Source organism: Rhizobium sp. 007, from assembly GCF_015353075.1.
Classification (GTDB): domain Bacteria; phylum Pseudomonadota; class Alphaproteobacteria; order Rhizobiales; family Rhizobiaceae; genus Rhizobium.
Window position 1 is genome coordinate 2862670 of sequence record NZ_CP064187.1, and the last position, 16007, is coordinate 2878676.

A 16007-nucleotide genomic window follows, 5' to 3' on the forward strand; every position below is an offset into this window, starting at 1 on the left:
CTTTTGTCAAACGCCCGGGATATGAGCGCTTCCGGAATTAGGCAAGGCCGAATGCCACAGGGCAGCTTAACGCCATGCAAGCGCGAAGCCTATTAGTTGGTACTCATTGCAAATTGAGCTACGGGCGCGCGGCTATCAGACGCCACAGATCAATCTATTTCACAATCTCCTTTGCTTATTATACATTTCCCCACAAAATAAGTTACATTTCACCGACGGACAAATTGCATTTATCCACTCATAGGAGCTGGTTACTACGTTTAGTTGGGACGGGAATGTTCAGTCGACCCGATTGATCCGGTGCCCACTGCGCCGGGTGGATTCGAAGAACGTCGCGGCGACCCTCATCATGAACGGCTTGGAGAAACGGCCGAGGCTATCCTGTCCGGGCTCCAGATAGTAGGATCGCTCAGCGATATCATAATTGTATTCATCGACGACGATCCAAGCCCGCTTCAAATCGCTAAGCCCGGCGCGCCGGCATTCCATTTCCGGGATTTCGAGGGTCAGGCGATCCGCGCGCGGCGGCTGGCTGGTGATCGCTAGGAGCGCCAGATGAGTCAGCCCACCGCGGTCGCTGCGAACCGCGACCACAACGCAGACAGGCCGCTCCTTGCGTCCCTCGGTTTCACCGCGGTCCTGCTGCCACGCCCAGAGATAGGGATAGGTGACGATTTCACCGGGACGATATTCACGACTCATCGTCATATCCTTCGCCGCGGGACAGTCGATCGAGCGCGCCGGCGAAAAGTTCGGCATGCTCATCTGGCATCTCACTCGCCTTGACGGTTCGGCGTGGATCGGCGCCGGCGCGTATGCGCTCGTAGTGCTCATAGCTCATTAGCACATAACGGGGCTTGCGATGCCGGGTGATCACGACCGGCTCACGCGCCGCCGCATCCGTGACATCGCCAACCTGCTTGTTGAGATCGCCCGTGGTAAACTGCTTCATAGCGGCGTCACCTCCTTAACCGCGCCATAATATCCATATTTTCCATATTTGCAAGAAAACGGCGCTCACGCGCCGTCTCCTGATGCCTGCCAGACGGGAATGCCGAGGCGGCGGGCCTTGTCGGCGAGATTGCCGGTGATGCCGGAGCCAGGGAAGATGATGACGCCTGCCGGCATCACCGAGAGCATGTCGTCGTTGCGGCGGAACGGTGCGGCCTTGGCGTGCTTTGCCCAGTTCGGCTTGAAGGTGATCTGCGTTATCTTACGGGTCTCGGCCCAGCAGGCGGCAATGCGTTCGGCACCTCTCGGGGAACCGCCGTGCAGCAGGATCATGTCAGGGTGCTTGGCGTGCGCCTGGTCGAGCTTCTCCCAGATCAGCTCATGATCGTTGTAGTCCATGCCGCCGCCGAAGGCGATCTTGGTGCCGGCGGGGATCAGCACCTCGGTTTCGGCGCGGCGGCGGGCGGAAAGGAAGTCGCGGCTGTCGATCATCGCCGCCGTCATGTTGGCATGGCTGACCTTGGAGCCTGTGCGCGGGCGCCATGCCGAGCCGGTCTGAGCCTCGAAGAGGTCGGCGGCAAAGTCGCGCATGAACTCGAAGGCGTTACGGCGTTCCACAAGCGTGATGCCTTCGGCGATGTGCCGTTCGAGCTCGACGCTCTTTACCTCACTTCCGTCCTGCTCGCGCTGGCCGGTTCGCTGCTGCCCCTCGTTGCGGTCGAGTTCACGCTCGATGCGCGCGCCGGCGCGATGGAAGAGATTGACGGCAGACCAGAGCAGGCCTTCGAGATCGGGTTCGAGCCGCGTGTCGCCGAGCATCTCGGACATGGCGTCGAAGATCGCGGTCAGTGCCGACTGGACGACCGGCTCTTCGGGAAGCGGCCGTGGATCAGGTTCGTCCTCAAAAGGGCGATATCCATAGATCTGCATTTCGTAGATGAAGCGATCGGTGGGTGAGGATGCGTGGTGGGGCTCGAAGCCGTCGTCGAGGTCAAGGGTAAGGTCCATGGTGGTCTCCATCCGGTTGCGGCCGCGCCTCTCGCGGCCTGGCGGCGACCCCGTTCACGCGGATGACGGGCCGGAACCGCGGCGCCGTGCGCCGCGGCCCAGCGCAGCGCCGGGCGGCGGAACGAAGGTTTCTTGTCCCGCGAGGAATGGCCGGCCGCATCGGCCCGAAAACTGGAGAACCGGTTTTCGGAACAGCCGATGCGTAGAAATGCCGGACAGGGGAAGAAACCTGACTGACCCGCTGAAGGCCGGGCTACGCGTGGCAAGGGTCGGCTCCCGGCAGGCCCGCGGGCGCGCCCGCCGCAGAGAGAGACCTGCGGGGCGCGGCCTTGCCTGACACGACACCCTTCGCCTGCCCCTGCCCGCCAATCACACGCGCAGAAAGGCCATCGCATCTGGCGGCGCGAGCTGCTGGCGCAGAGTTGCCGTCAGCCGATCCGGCCCAAGCCGCCGCAGATCCTCGTTGAAGTCGCCGAGCTCGGATGCAATGACGAGCGGCAGGATCCCGAGAGCCTGAGCCCGGCGGCTCAGTCCTTCGATCCCATGCCGGCCGGCTGCATCCGCATCGGCCGCTATATAGAGGCGTTGGCAACCTGGCGGCGGCACGAAGGCGGCAAGGTGATTGACGGTGAGCGCCGCCGCCATCGGCATGCCAGGCATCACCTGGAACAATGACAGCATGGATTCGAGGCCCTCGCCTGCCACCAAGATCGGCACGGACCCATCGACCGGAAAACCGAAGCGAACGGCATTACCAAGAAGACTACCAAGCGCGCGGCGCGGATCTTCGACCTTCGCCTTCCCGTCGCCATCCTTGTCGAGCCATGTGCGATGTACGCCGGTGATTGCCCCGGCAGCGTCGGTGACAGCAGCAATCAGGGCGGGATAGCTGGTTCTGCTGCCGGTCAGCAGATCCCAGTAGAAGCAGCACGAATGGTAGCGCAGCGCGGCATGTGCGGATGCATGCAAGATGCCGCGCTGTCGCAGATAGCGATCCGCGAGCGTACCTGCCAACGGCTGCGACATGCGAAAGAGGCGTCGGGCCCGTTCGGCGGCTGGCCGGTTGGGCGGTGCGGAACCGATGTCTTCATCCTCTCGCAACGCTACTGGACCGGGCTGAGGCAAGCTCAGAAAATGCCTTGCCTCATCCGCCACGTCGCGGAAATCGACCAGTCCGCATGTCTCGCGGATGAGATCGAGCAGGTTGCCGTGCTGGCCGGTGGCCGCATCTGTCCATTTGCCGGCCCGCAGGCCGCTGAGATGGACATAGAGCGAGCGGCCCTTGCTGTTGGCGACGTCGCCGACGATCCAGTAGTTGCCGATGCGCCGGCCGGCTGAGAGGTAATGGCGGCAGACGGCCTCGGCATTGCGCGCGAGACGGTCCGCCAGTTCAGAGGCGGACAACATGATCGAGCCTTTCTCTCTATCGCGTCGTAACGTCAATCATGCGATGACGCTGCATCGGACGCGCGAGGATTGCCGATCCGTCCTCCGTCACCGGAATGAAGAGCCGGGTCTTCCAACTGATCATCTCCGAAAACAGGGACGGAACAGGGGCTGGAGCGGCCGCAGCCGAAGAAGAGATCGTCTTCACGGGAAACCTCTCGAGAGCAGGAATGGACCGGCCTACCCGGGCGCTCTCCTGGTCCCGCAAGGCCAACCCTTCCCAGCCCCTCTCTCCCTCCATTGCGCAACCATCGCCCGGTCCAACGACTCATCTGAGATGACACTCTATACTGACTTATTTGCGATAGTAAAACTCATGGAGTTCGTGCTACAACTCCAGAAAATTCGGCGCGATCACCCATTGCGGGCAGAAAGACGGAAGGAACGACGTGCGGCAGTTTCTGATCGTCGACCGTTCACTTGATGAGGGCTCTTGCGAGCTGCAGGCGCTGCTTGCTTGTGCTTACGAGCAGAAACTCCGGCCCTCCTGCCAGTGCCGGGAGCCGGCGGTCCCGATGTATATCGCGAGGTTCGACGGGCAGTATCTCGTCAAACGCATGCCTCTTTCCGGGCGCGATCACGATCCCGCCTGCCCCTCCTACGAACCGCCTTACGAGCTTTCCGGCCTTGGCCCCCTCGTCGGCAATGCGATCCGTCTTGACGAAACGACTGGAACAGCGGCGCTTGCGTTTGACTTTTCGCTGTCGAAAAGAGGATCGCGGGCCGCCGCAACCCCTTCCGGCGAACCGTCCGATACGATCCGGAACGAAACAAAAAAGCTCTCGCTACGGGCCGTGCTGCATTATCTCTGGGAAGTCGGGGAACTGACGGAATGGACCTCGCTGTGGTCGGGAAGGCGCGGCTGGGGGCGGGTCCGCGGCAGCCTCATCAATGCCGCAAAGCAGATGACGGCACGCGGCAAACCTTTGAGCGACATCCTCTTCGTGCCGGAGGTATTTCATGCGGAAGACAGGGAGGGGATTGCCGCCAGGCGGGCAGCCGCACTGTCCGGCCTGCAAGCGGCGGGTTCGGGGCCAAGGACGCTCATGCTTCTCGTCGCAGAGGTGAAGGATTCTACGCCAGCGCGCGATGGCTGGAAGATCAGCATCCGACACATGCCCTTTCCGTTCATGATTGACGATGGAGCTTGGCGGCGCCTGAATGCCCGTTACGCGACCGAGCTGGAGATCTGGCGGTCGAACGAGGCGTTTCATTTGGTTGCTATCGCCACCTTCGGCATTTCGGGGGCCGGCATTGCCTCGGTCGAGGAAATTGCCCTGATGGTCGTCAACCAGAACTGGATCCCCTTCGAAACCGTACATGAACAGCGGTTGCTTGACCGGCTGGCAGATCTCCGGCGCAAGAGTGTCAAAAGTCTGCGATTCAACCTGTCTCGCGATCAGCCGGTCGTTTGCGTAACGCTGCCGGAACAATGCCCGGTGCCGGTGGCGATGTGCGTCGTGCCAGCCGGCGCTGATGAGGAGTATGAACGTACGCTTGCCGAGATGTTGGCCGCGAGGCCGGAGATGACGCCCTGGATCTGGCGCATTGCCGATGGAGAAATGCCGCCGCTGCCAGTTCGCCACGACGGCGCAGCTGGACGAGAGTAGGCCCGTGGGGGATGCAAGCTCCGTGAACTGCCGTTAAAATTCCGGAGTTACCTTGGCAAATGCCACAAAAAGGGTGCCGGTTCGCCAACGGCTGTCTAGCAGCGTGCCACTGCTCAATCTGGACATTCGGCCCCAGTCTCGACCCAGGCGGCGACAAGCGCGGCAAAGGTCTCCTGCGAGCCTGGAGGGGCACTGCGTCCTTCCCCCGGATGCCAAGCCCAGCCGACCAGATGGTCTTCGCCCATATGGCGTATGAGGTCGGCATGCGAACGATTGCCGTTCCGGCTTGTATCTTTTACCTGCCGACATATGTCACCCACCGTCAGCCCTTGCCAGGCCATGCTGGCCGGGGCCAATGACCAGTGTGCGTTGCCCGGAATGGATTTCATGCGGCTGCCTACGATCGGGCGATTCTCCGCACCGTGGCAAGTGCTGCAGACAAGCCCAGCCGGACCCAGCGAGCTATGGCTGGCATTCATCAACGGCACATGCGGATGCATGTCTTCTCCCTGCGTCGGGCTGCGCGTTGCCGGATGGCAGTTTATGCAGCGTGGATGCGTCATGACACGGCTGGCTTCTTCGAAGATAGCTTTTGAGCGCTCGCTGGTCTGCGTTATCGCATCGAAATCGGAGACGGTCTTCAGCGCTCCACCATCCGATGTTTCGGCATAGCCCAATGGTCCTAAGCCGGCAACGCTCCCGATCGTAGCGACAACAGCGGCGAGCGGGATAGCGAGAAACCGCTTGGCCATGATCACACTCTCCGCAATTCGTTCTGATCGATCGGCAGCGACCGCAGCCGCTTGCCGGTTGCCGCAAAGATCGCATTGAAGAGCGAGGGTGCAACACCGGGTGTGCCAACCTCCCCTATGCCGCCTGGTGCCTCGGAACTGGGCACGATATGCACCTCGATCTTCGGCGTCTCGTGTATTCGCAGAACGGGAGAATCGTCGAAGTTGCCCTCCACTACGGCACCGTTCTGGACCGTGATGCGTCCGTAGAGTGCAGCGCTGAGGCCGTAGATGATGCCGCTCTGTATCTGGGCTTCTACCGTGTCTGGATTGATGATCTGGCCACAGTCGACAGCGCAGATGATGCGGTCGGTCTTGAGCTTGCCATCTTCCCCTACGCTTACTTCGGAGATCATCGCGGCAAAGCTTCCGAAATCCTCCAAAAGGGCGATACCCCTTCCCTTGCCTTGGGGGAGAGTGGTCGACCAGTCCGCCTTCTCCGCCGCTAGGTCGAGGACACCTAGGAGGCGCGGCTTATGCCGAAGCAGCCGCCTGCGGTAATCGAGCGGGTCGATGCCCGCGGCGTGAGCCAGTTCGTCGACGCCGCCTTCGATTGCCGGGACGTTGCGCGTGGCACCGACGCCGCGCCAGTTGCCCGTCAACATTCCGTCCGGAGCCTCGTGGCGCACGAAGTCCGTATATTTGTTCGGGATCGCATACGGCGTCTCCGCACCAGTCATGATGTCGAGGTCTATGCCATCGCGCGTGAAGGCCGGTAGCCAACGCGCCATAACGGATGGGCCGATGACGCGATGCCGCCAGGAAACCGGCATGCCATCGGCACCCAGCGTCGCGGTGATCTTACTGTAATTTAGATAGCGGTAGCAGTCGTGGCGGATGTCTTCCTCGCGGCTCCAGGTGACCTTAACCGGGCCATCCACCTGCTTTGCGATCTTCGCCGCCAGAATGACGCCGTCGACATCGAGCCTCCGGCCAAAACCGCCACCGAGAAGGTGGTTGTGCACGACGACCTTATCCAACGGGAGGCCTGTGACGTCAGCAACCACTTGTCTTGCCCGGCCCAGCACCTGGGTGCCGACCCATACGTCGCAGCTATCGTTGCGGACGTGAACCGTGCAATTCATCGGCTCCATCGCCGAATGCGTGAGGATCGGTAGGCGGTAGACGAATTCAAGGGCGGGCTTGTGTTCGGATTCCGCCTTTGCGACATCGCCTTCGTTTATGTGGGGCAAGGCGTTGCCGCCGATCGCGTCCTCCGCGCGCTTCTCGAGATCGGCCAGCGAGAGAGCACCATCGGCGCCCTGCTCCCACTCGATGGAAAGTGCTGCAAGCCCCTTGCGTGCGGCACCAGTATTGTCGGCCACGATGGCGACTGCATCCTCGATCCGGACGACCTGTCGGACCCCCTTGACCGCCATTGCCGGTCCATCCGTGACCGATCGCAGTTTCCCGCCGAAGTGGGGACAGATCGCTATCGCCGCATAGGACACGCCTTCCGGGCGGGCGTCGATACCGAACTTGGCCGTGCCGTTGACCTTCTCGGGGCTGTCGAGACGTCGGATGGACTGGCCGATCACTTTGAAGCTGGACGCGGATTTTAGCGGAACTTCCTGCGGAACGGGCTCTGATGCTGCAGCCTGTATCAGGCTCCCGTAGTCGGCGCGGCGGCCGCTTGCAGCGTGAACGACATGCCCGGCCTCGGCCTTGCACGTATCCACTGCGACGTTCCAACCATGCGCAGCAGCGTTTACCAGCATGATCCGGGCCGTGGCACCTGCCTTGCGCATCTGCTCGTAAACAGCGCGAATGGCAAGGGAACCGCCGGTGATCTGATCACCTATCAAAGGATTTGCATAACGTGCAGGATCAGCAGGTGCATGCTCCAGCGTGATCTGATCGAGGCGGACTTCCAGCTCTTCGGCCAGCAGCATCGCCACCGAGGTATAGATGCCTTGCCCCATCTCCACGGAGGGCATGATGAAAACAATCTTGCCTTCCGCAGGAATGCGAATGAAGGCATTTGCTTCAAACGCCTCTGCGGCAGCGCATGACGGCGACGGCCGAAGGCCGATGACCAGGCCTGCTCCGCTCAGCGATGCGCCGATCAGAAAATGCCGACGCGAAACAGCAAGGTTGACTTTGTCGTGGATGGACATCGCATCACCTCGCCTGGGCAGCCAGTTTGATCGCCGCCCGAATGCGCGGATAAGTGCCGCATCGACAGATATTTCCGGCCATGACGGCATCGATATCGTCGTCGGTGGGCGACGGATTGGCAGCAAGTAGCGCGGTGGCGGACATGATCTGTCCAGACTGACAGTAACCACATTGGACGACATCGATGTCCAGCCAGGCCTTCTGTACCCGAGCGCCTTCGTCAGTCTCGCCAATCGCCTCGATCGTGGTGATCGGCTTGGCGGCCACCTCGGCGACCGGCATCACACACGAGCGCACGGGCGCACCATCGACATGCACCGTGCAGGCTCCGCACATGGCGATGCCGCAGCCGAATTTCGTTCCAGTGAGACCTATGGTGTCGCGCAGCACCCATAAAAGCGGAATATCGCCATCCACATCGACGGCGTAGTTCTTACCATTGACTGAAAGATCGTAGGACATGTGAACGTCGGCTGGAAGCCGCCCCTCAAACGAACATACAGCGGCGGCTAAATTAGCTGAAAGTGCGGAACGCCGCAAGTTGTAATCTTGTGATACCAGCATGCCAGAACCAAGTGACGATCGGCCGCTCCTTCCGAGCGAGCTTGCGCGAAGGCGCCTCGATCTCGCCGCTAGCGCTCGAATGCAAGCCAGCGCCGATGTCAGCCGAGGGGAAAAAGCCCGGGCAGATCGCCGGGCAACGAGTTCTCTCGGGGAGATGTCTGACGTTTTCGGGTTAGCCAGCCAGACTGGCCGATGGTCAGGACGCCTGCTCGAGCAGTTTCCCAGCCTTGCCTTCCAATTCGAGGCGGGTGTCCTGATGGGTCTTCTCGCGCGCCAAGGCCGTGATGCCCTGGACGAAATCGAAGATCGATTCCGGCGGCCTGCCTTCTTCGGACAGGACCGTCTGGATAATCTTGCCGGTCTCGCTCTTCGAGAAACCGCGCCGGCGCAGGAAGGTCTGGCGATCCTCATCGTTGCTGGCTACGATCCGCTCGCGGGCCGCCCGGATGCCGGCGACGAAGGGCGCGGGGGAGGAATTCGTGAAACTTGTCAATGCGGGCGCCGCCTCGTGCGCGAAACGCTGACCGGCAAACTTGGAGTGCCGGATATTGATCTCCTCGAAATTTTCCGTGCCCCAGAGATTCCTGTTGGCGCAGACCGCGCGAAGATAGAAGGAAGCAATGCCGAGGGACTTCGATCCGACTTCGGAGTTCCAGGCATAGAAGCCGCGGAAAAAAAGGTCCGGTTCGCCATTCGCCAGCCGCCCGGCTTCGATCGGACGGGTATCGTCGACCAAAAACAAAAAGACATCACGATCGCTGGCGTAGAGCGTGGTGGTGTCCTTGGTCACGTCCACAAAAGGGTTGTGCGTCATCGTCGACCAGTCGAGAACCCCCGGCACTTTCCAGATCGTGTCGCCGGTTCCATTTCCGGCGATATTCATCACAGCCGCAACGAGCTCGTGGTCCCAGATCCGCCCGTATTCGGGGCCCGTCACCGCCCGAAGCTCGATGCGGCCGTCGTCCATTTCAAGGGTCTTCACCAGCTCGGCGCGATGGTTGAGCAGACCATGCTGGAGATTGATCGCGGCAAGTGGGGCCGGCAGCTGGCGCATATAGGTGGCGGGAGCGCCGACCAGGCTGCACAGTTGGCCATAGCTCCAGTGCGTCGGCGCGATCGGCTGCCGCTGGCCGGGAACGATGAGTTCGAGACGTTCGGCATTGTCGTGTGTGGCCTCGAGGCGGATTGTAGAGCTTTCGACGGTGCGGGCGTGCGCCCGCTCACTGCGGGACTTGACCGCTTCGTAAAGGTCACCGAGTGAGAGATAACGTTCGTCGTCGGGACGGAAAAACCATTCCGACGACACCCGGCCGATGCGGTTGCCACGTGAGATATCGACACCGTAGCCGGAGGTAACGGGGCGAGAAGAGGCTGTTGACAGGTTCATGATGAAGCTCCTTGAACGAATGAGGCCGGTCATCGCGTTCTGCTAATGCCGGGCGAGGTTGATAAAAGGCGCAGCAGCGATCAGGCCGCGCGACATTAGGCTGGGCGGGCCGGTGCCGACCGGCGAGACCGGTGATCGAACGAACACTGGCGGCAAGGGCGCCCATGTCATCGAGCGGGGTCAAGGCGACGAAATGGTTGATCCACCGGTTATCATTGCGTCCCTTGCAGGTGCCGATGAGGATGCCGTCACCAGGGCATTGCGCGGGGGGATGGTGCGCGCCACGGTGAGATCGAGCACCGGCCGGTCAGGGAAGCGGCCGGACGGTCGTCTTCTTCCTCGTCCTGGTCGCCAGCGGGTGCAGCGCTATTCGTTGAAACCGCACCTCCGGTCGCGGCCTCTATGTCGCCGTCTACATTGTCGCCGCTTGCTTCGGCTTCTGCCTTCGGCTCATCCTCCGGCCGGACGAAGCCACGATCGATCTTCAACTCTCCACCGTTACTAAGCGAGATGAAGACACCGCCGCGGGCTACTTCCTCGGAATCGAACACAAAGGGCCGATCTTTGAGCCGGTCGAGCTCTGCACCGAGGTCTTCGAGCTGCTTTTCCGTCTCCTCGGAGGAGCCTTGAGCGGCAGCATAGTCAGCGTCGAGCTTGTCGTATTCGGCCTTGAGAGTGTCGTAACGGGCAGGCTCGTCCCTGGTCATGTCCGCCTGCTTGCCGTAGAAGCGGCGAAGCCCGGAGGCATGGCCGTAGGGGAAATCGAAGGCAGCCTCGACCCATTTCCACCCCTCGGTGCTTTTGAGAGTTTCAGCGTCGGCCTTGAGCTTGTCGACCGCTAACTTTTCCAGCAGTGCCGGCTCCTGGAGCCAACCACCTTGATCCTGCTCGAACAGGTCGCGCATCACCATGCCGCCGGCAGCCTCGTAAGCCTCGACCCCGACGTAGACCGCCCGGCGGTCGCTGGCACGGATCGCCGTTTCGGTCAGCAGGCGGCGAATGTAATAGGCCTCCCGCGCATGCGACCGCGATGCCGTATCCCAGACCTGTTCCTGGCGAACATGATCGTTGGTGATCGAGAACGCGATGATCTGTTCAAGCGCCATCTCGCCGGCGGCATAAAGATGAAGAAGACGCGGCGAGACGGAAGCAAGCCGCAGCCGCTGCTTCACGGTTGCGATCGAGACGAAGAAGCGGGCAGCGATCTCCTCCTCGCCTAGACCTTGCTTGCGGAGCGTCTGGAAGGCTCGGAACTGGTCCAGAGGATGAAGATCGACACGCTGGACGTTTTCGGCCAGGGAATCGTCCTCGGCGGATGTGTCGCCGCCGCGCTTGACGATGCAAGGGACCGGTTCCGTCTTCGCCATGCGCTTCTGCTTGACCAGCAGTTCGAGCGCACGGTATCGCCGGCCACCGGCAAGAACATTGTACCTGCCGGTTTCCTCGCCGTTCTCGCCAAGGATCGGCCGGACATTGAGGCTCTGTAGAAGCTTGCGAAGAACGATATCTTCGGCCAGATCCTCGATCGAAACACCCGCCTTGATTTTGCGGACGTTCTGTTGCGAGAGTTCAAGCTTGTCGAAGGGGATGTCCTCCGACCGATTGAGAGTAACTTCCTGAATGGCTTTAGCCATGTCATTTCTCCACGACGGACCGGCCGGAGCCTCTCTCCGACCTTTGCCAACCCGTCACGGAATTCCCCTCCCCCCTCTCTCTTTCAGCCGCCACCCGCACCGCTTCAATGGTTGTGGCCGCCGGCTCGCGGATGTCGAGCCACTTGGGCAACATGTCCCGATCAATATCTGATCAAGTGCATGCGGCTCTCACGCTGCGACCACGTTCCGTCCAGCCCGTCCCTACGCGTCGCCATGAGCGTGCCAGGATCGGCAACGCGATCCAGATCAACGAGGCAACGGGTAACACTTTGCGCGACTTCTCGCTGTCGAAGCGCGAACCACGGGTGGCCACTGCGGCGTCATCTAAAGCGCCCGAAACTGTGCAGAATAAGATGAGGAAACTGTCGCTCAAGGCGCAGCGTGTTGGTTTCCGCGAACGTGTAGGGGTGGAAAACACGAAATTATCTCAATCGCCATGGCGGCGGAGTGCCTCAGCGGGTCATCTATCGTTTAGAATCCGATCAAGTTCGTTTGTCCGGGACTTGGATAGCCCCGCTTGCTCGGCGAATTGTGGCCAGCGTTCAATAGCTGCCCGGACCTCATCGATGACATGCTTGGCGTCACGGTCAGGGATCGACGCTGCTCTAGCGACGGCCAGCATGTGCTGCACGCCTGGATTTCTGCCTTCGCCCGCAATGGCAGCGCTGTGCTCTCCGCCAGGCCCATCGGAGAAGGTAAGGTCGTACGCGGGAGAGAGCTTCCATCGTCCGTCTGCCCTCATGAGGAAGGCGTGGTTCTTCGCGTGGTCGTCTCGATTCCGAGCATACACGTTGAAGACCATATGCCGAAACATCCGGAGGACTTCGGAACTGTCACGTGTCATCATGAACGTCAGCTTATGGAGATGTTCGTAGTTCAACGATGCCTGGCGATGGTTGGCATTCAGGATGCCGCTGGCGGTATGCATGTGCAGCCGGCCGGCAGGCGTGCGATCAAATCGTTTCGTTGCGAAGAGACGGTTACCCTTCTTTGTGTTGAATACCCGCGTCTCGGCCATTTCCAGGTCGGCGGCGCGCGCCATCAAAGCATATGCCTGCTCCTCGACGCCGATGTCGATTGGGTCGCCAACGCTTCGCGCCTTCACCATCCATCGGTCGAAACCGCGTTGCATGTCCTGGCCGTAGTCGATAACGAAGGCGTTGTTGGCCGGGTTAAATCCTATCATGATTTTTGGACGCGCACCCGCAGAGCCGCCCTGAGCGCCCTGCAGCGTATCGAGGTCGGCAGTATCCATCTCCGCCTGGACCAACTCGACCTGCTCGACGAACCAATCCCAGTCCATGTTATCGGCAAGTTTCTTCTCGTCGGGTAGCTCGGGAATGTACGCCAGCGCTCCCATTCCATTCTTCCCCACCGCGGAGAGGCGATCCAGTGGAGTGAGGCGGTGATAGTCGATACCGGCCCTCTGAAGACGGCGATCAAGCAGGAGTCGTCCCCATCCGTCGGGCAGACTGTCGTTAAACAATCCATGGAGGCCGTCGAACGGATCGCGCGGCGCCGCGTGGAGGCCCGGATTTGCTTTCAAGTTGAAGGGGGACACCAGCAAAGGCGCGGCAAGGAATTCTGCCGCGTATTCGAAATAGGCCCGACGTTCGTCGCTGCTCCACGCGAGGGTTCCTAGATTTCTCTGCCCCCCCTCGATATTGAGAACGACACTCATTTTTCGGATCGGCGTGAATCTCACTTCTTCCGCACCCTCTGCCTGACAGGTCGGCCAACGACATCGTCAATTGTCTTCGGCGGCCGAGGCGGAAACAAGTGCTCGAACTCAGCCTCGGCTTCTAGGACAAACGCAATCTTCACGATAGCTTCTAGCGAAATCTTTCCTGCCTCTTCGAACAGTCTTAAAGATCCATATGAAACGCCAGCCCTTGTCGCGAGCTCCCTCTGCGTGAGGCCGGCGTCGATACGTCGACGCTTCATTCTTAATGAGAGATCTCTTATTACCTCGGCGGGAGAACTCAAATTAAACGCGAGCATAATAGCACATATCTCGATTTCGGAGCTTAAGTGCTAATATAATAGCACTTAGAATAATTTTCAATGTCGCGATATCACAGAACTCCCCTCCTCCTCTCCCTCTGAGGCCTGCGATCTCAACCTCGCCGCTTCTGACTGGACGACCCGCCGTCGCCCGACCCGGTGGCCTATGATCCGCCAAAATCGGAGCCGAGCTCGCGGCGGGTGCAGACCATGCAAAACAGCAAATCCCTCGCGAAGCTACCGGCATTCACGATGATCGCGGCTGCTGCCATCGGACATGCCGACGGTGGTCTCTTGCGCGTCCCGGTAATAAACCTCGCTCACCCGAAACCGTCCATCGATGCGTTTGCACTGGACGATGACGTCGATGGCGATCATCAACAGCGCACGGATATCATGCCTGTCGACGTCCCTGCCGCCTTCCGATTCCTTGACCAGCAAGGTCAGCTGTTCGAAGGCGAGCTGCGCGGAGTCGGCATGCACCGTCGTGATCGAACCTGGGTGCCCCGAATTGACATTGCGGATGTAATAGAATGCCGTTCCGTCTCGCAGTTCCTGCAGCAGAATTCGGTCCGGCCGCATGCGCAGGCTAGATTCCAGCAGGTCCTTGGCGCCGATCTTCGCCAGGCCCTGACCTCCCTTGGAATAAAAGAGACGAACGTGGTTCGATTGCGGGATGACCAGCTCGGGCGTGTCTTCGATCGAAATGATCCGCTCGCTTGACGGAATATGACGGATCAGCGCCTTCGACAAGGTCGTTTTGCCGGAGCCCGTTGCGCCGGAAATGATGATGTTCTTTCTCGCCTGGACGGCTTCGCGCAGAAACGCCTTGTAGGACCTGTTCCTGTAGAACCCCAAAAGCTTGCGGCCAGACGCGTTGCCGTCTCTTTCGGCTTTCACGCCATCGTCGAACAGGCCGCCGTCATCGAGATCGTCGAGGCTTAGCGAAACGGACGACGGCTTTCGGATCGTAACGCTGACCGTTCCCTTCGTCGTTGCCGGTGGGATCACGATCTGGATTCGCTCATCGTCTGGCAGGGTGGCCGACAGGATCGGCCGTGTTTCATCGATCGCTTGATTGGAATAGCTTGCGACAGCGCGTGCGAGACGCATCAGCTTGTCGAACGATAGATCCGGCAGATCGTGGGTCTGCCATCCGGCCGTCCCCTCGGTCACCACCTGACCCGGCCAGTTGACGATGATCTCGTAAAGCGACATGTCGCGCAGAAAGGCGGAGATTGGCGCAAGAAGCTCGCGCACGACATCGCAATCTGCTCCTTCCGTCATCGGCGTACCTATTTGGTGACCAGAGTGGAAGCCGGGCTGACATCCCCGAGAACGGCGCGGTCATAGATCCTGTTGCGAGGCTCCGTGACGCGAAGGCGGTAAACGCCAGAGAAATCAAGATCCCGCGCCACGAAGATTAAGACCAGGTCGCCCTGGTTTTTCAGAAGCGTCGGCGGGATATTGATCGACTGTTCCACCGCGATCGCCGCGGCCTGCTGGCCGGCGCTCGTGGTATTCTGCGCCTCGACATCACGTTCCTGCAGCCGGCTGCTCGCGTAGGAGGTCGCATCGCCGACGATCGACAGCAGGATTGCGCTGCCGAAGCGCTCCCACCAGTGGGTGTCGACAAAGCCGTCCATGCCGGCACGTCCGAGAGCATCGGTCGCAGGCGACGCGAGCGTAATGATCACGCCCTTCGGCGTCTTGGCACGGCTCCACAGAACAAACAGGCGTTTTTGACCGCGGCGAAGACCGCCGCGATATTCGCCAACGATCTGGGTACCCTTTTCCATCAGCACGACGCGGCCATTGTCCGACAGCACATCGCGGTTGATGACGCAGCTTGCAAAGCCCGGCTGGTCCGAGGAAAGCGCTGTTTCGAGCACGCAAGGGATGGACGTTCCCATGGCGACGATGAAATCGCGATTTCCAAGCATGCCGGCGCGCGAGCCCTGCAATTGCGTCGGCGTCAGCATCCTGTTGAACCGCTGGTCTTCGTTTTCCGCCTGCGAACCGAGAGTGCCGGGATTAGCGTCGAACGGAAATTCGTTCGATGGAGCATCCGAACTCTGGTTCTGCCGGTCGGTAGCCGGTGCCTTTTCGCCGCCATAAGCGATCACCGGCGCGCGGCGGGCAGCGTCGAGGAGCTTATCCTCCTCGGCCGGCGCCTCCTCGGTTACCACAGGCGTTGGCAGTTGCACCTCCGTCGGCATCACGACTGGTTGAACCGGTTCCTTGGCGGGCTCGAAATCCGACGTCTGGCGGATGACGACGCGCTCGGGGTGGGTTCCTTCTGGCGGTTTGTTCTGACCGCGCATCGACCAGAGCGCAAAAGCGACGAAGGCAACGATCGCAACGGCAACTGCGCCGCGTTTCAGGATCGGGCTGTTGTCGAGCCGGCGCCGCCCGGTCGATGTTTCCGCGCGCTCTCCAGGGATCGGTGTGTTGTCTTCCGCAGCCATGACAC

The 16007-nt window shown here is 60.9% G+C and carries 13 protein-coding genes and 1 pseudogene; 1 reads left to right on the forward strand and 13 read right to left on the reverse strand.

Features of this window, described 5'->3' with window-relative positions; translation table 11 throughout:
* Positions 1-279 precede the first annotated feature (279 nt).
* From ISN39_RS14175 to ISN39_RS14190, 4 genes are all read right to left on the reverse strand, one after another.
* Complete coding sequence (locus tag ISN39_RS14175) at positions 280-702, reverse strand: hypothetical protein (protein ID WP_194727946.1); 423 nt, start codon at positions 700-702, stop codon at positions 280-282.
* Positions 692-952 carry a type II toxin-antitoxin system Phd/YefM family antitoxin gene (locus ISN39_RS14180; RefSeq protein WP_194727947.1) on the reverse strand — a complete coding sequence of 87 codons (261 nt, stop codon included), beginning with the start codon at positions 950-952 and terminating at the stop codon, positions 692-694. Before ISN39_RS14180 ends, ISN39_RS14175 begins: the two co-directional genes overlap by 11 nt.
* A 65-nt stretch (positions 953-1017) precedes the next feature.
* Positions 1018-1959: a DUF2493 domain-containing protein gene (locus ISN39_RS14185; protein ID WP_194727948.1), complete on the reverse strand. Its 942-nt coding sequence runs from the start codon at positions 1957-1959 to the stop codon at positions 1018-1020.
* Between the two features lie 369 nt (positions 1960-2328).
* Positions 2329-3366 carry a toprim domain-containing protein gene (locus ISN39_RS14190; protein WP_194727949.1) on the reverse strand — a complete coding sequence of 346 codons (1038 nt, stop codon included), beginning with the start codon at positions 3364-3366 and terminating at the stop codon, positions 2329-2331.
* Positions 3367-3794: 428 nt separating this feature from the next.
* Here ISN39_RS14190 and ISN39_RS14195 point away from each other — a divergent pair, with 428 nt between their 5' ends.
* Positions 3795-5015 carry a DUF1173 domain-containing protein gene (locus tag ISN39_RS14195; protein ID WP_194727950.1) on the forward strand — a complete coding sequence of 407 codons (1221 nt, stop codon included), beginning with the start codon at positions 3795-3797 and terminating at the stop codon, positions 5013-5015.
* Between the two features lie 113 nt (positions 5016-5128).
* On the opposite strand, the gene ISN39_RS14200 is transcribed toward ISN39_RS14195, so the two are convergent.
* The 9 genes and pseudogenes from ISN39_RS14200 to virB10 form a co-directional block, all read right to left on the reverse strand.
* Positions 5129-5767 carry an Isoquinoline 1-oxidoreductase subunit gene (locus ISN39_RS14200; RefSeq protein ID WP_246763215.1) on the reverse strand — a complete coding sequence of 213 codons (639 nt, stop codon included), beginning with the start codon at positions 5765-5767 and terminating at the stop codon, positions 5129-5131.
* A 2-nt stretch (positions 5768-5769) separates the two neighbouring features.
* Entirely contained in the window at positions 5770-7923 is a 2154-nt protein-coding gene (locus ISN39_RS14205) for a molybdopterin cofactor-binding domain-containing protein (RefSeq protein WP_194727951.1), read from the reverse strand.
* A 4-nt stretch (positions 7924-7927) separates the two neighbouring features.
* Positions 7928-8386, reverse strand: coding sequence for a (2Fe-2S)-binding protein (locus ISN39_RS14210; RefSeq protein WP_194727952.1), 459 nt, complete (start codon positions 8384-8386; stop codon positions 7928-7930).
* Positions 8387-8684: 298 nt separating this feature from the next.
* On the reverse strand, positions 8685-9875 hold the full coding sequence (locus ISN39_RS14215; RefSeq protein WP_194727953.1) for a DUF932 domain-containing protein: 1191 nt from the start codon (positions 9873-9875) through the stop codon (positions 8685-8687).
* 252 nt (positions 9876-10127) lie between these two features.
* A pseudogene (locus ISN39_RS14220) lies at positions 10128-11509 on the reverse strand (ParB/RepB/Spo0J family partition protein); the annotation flags it as partial.
* A gap of 481 nt (positions 11510-11990) precedes the next feature.
* Complete coding sequence (locus tag ISN39_RS14225; RefSeq protein ID WP_246763216.1) at positions 11991-13211, reverse strand: type II toxin-antitoxin system HipA family toxin; 1221 nt, start codon at positions 13209-13211, stop codon at positions 11991-11993.
* A gap of 20 nt (positions 13212-13231) precedes the next feature.
* Entirely contained in the window at positions 13232-13531 is a 300-nt protein-coding gene (locus ISN39_RS14230) for a helix-turn-helix transcriptional regulator (protein WP_348651957.1), read from the reverse strand.
* Positions 13532-13771: 240 nt separating this feature from the next.
* Positions 13772-14821 carry a P-type DNA transfer ATPase VirB11 gene (virB11, locus tag ISN39_RS14235; protein WP_194727955.1) on the reverse strand — a complete coding sequence of 350 codons (1050 nt, stop codon included), beginning with the start codon at positions 14819-14821 and terminating at the stop codon, positions 13772-13774.
* A gap of 8 nt (positions 14822-14829) precedes the next feature.
* Positions 14830-16002 (reverse strand): type IV secretion system protein VirB10, encoded by a 1173-nt coding sequence (virB10, locus tag ISN39_RS14240; RefSeq protein WP_194727956.1) that lies wholly within the window; start codon positions 16000-16002, stop codon positions 14830-14832.
* Positions 16003-16007: the final 5 nt, after the last annotated feature.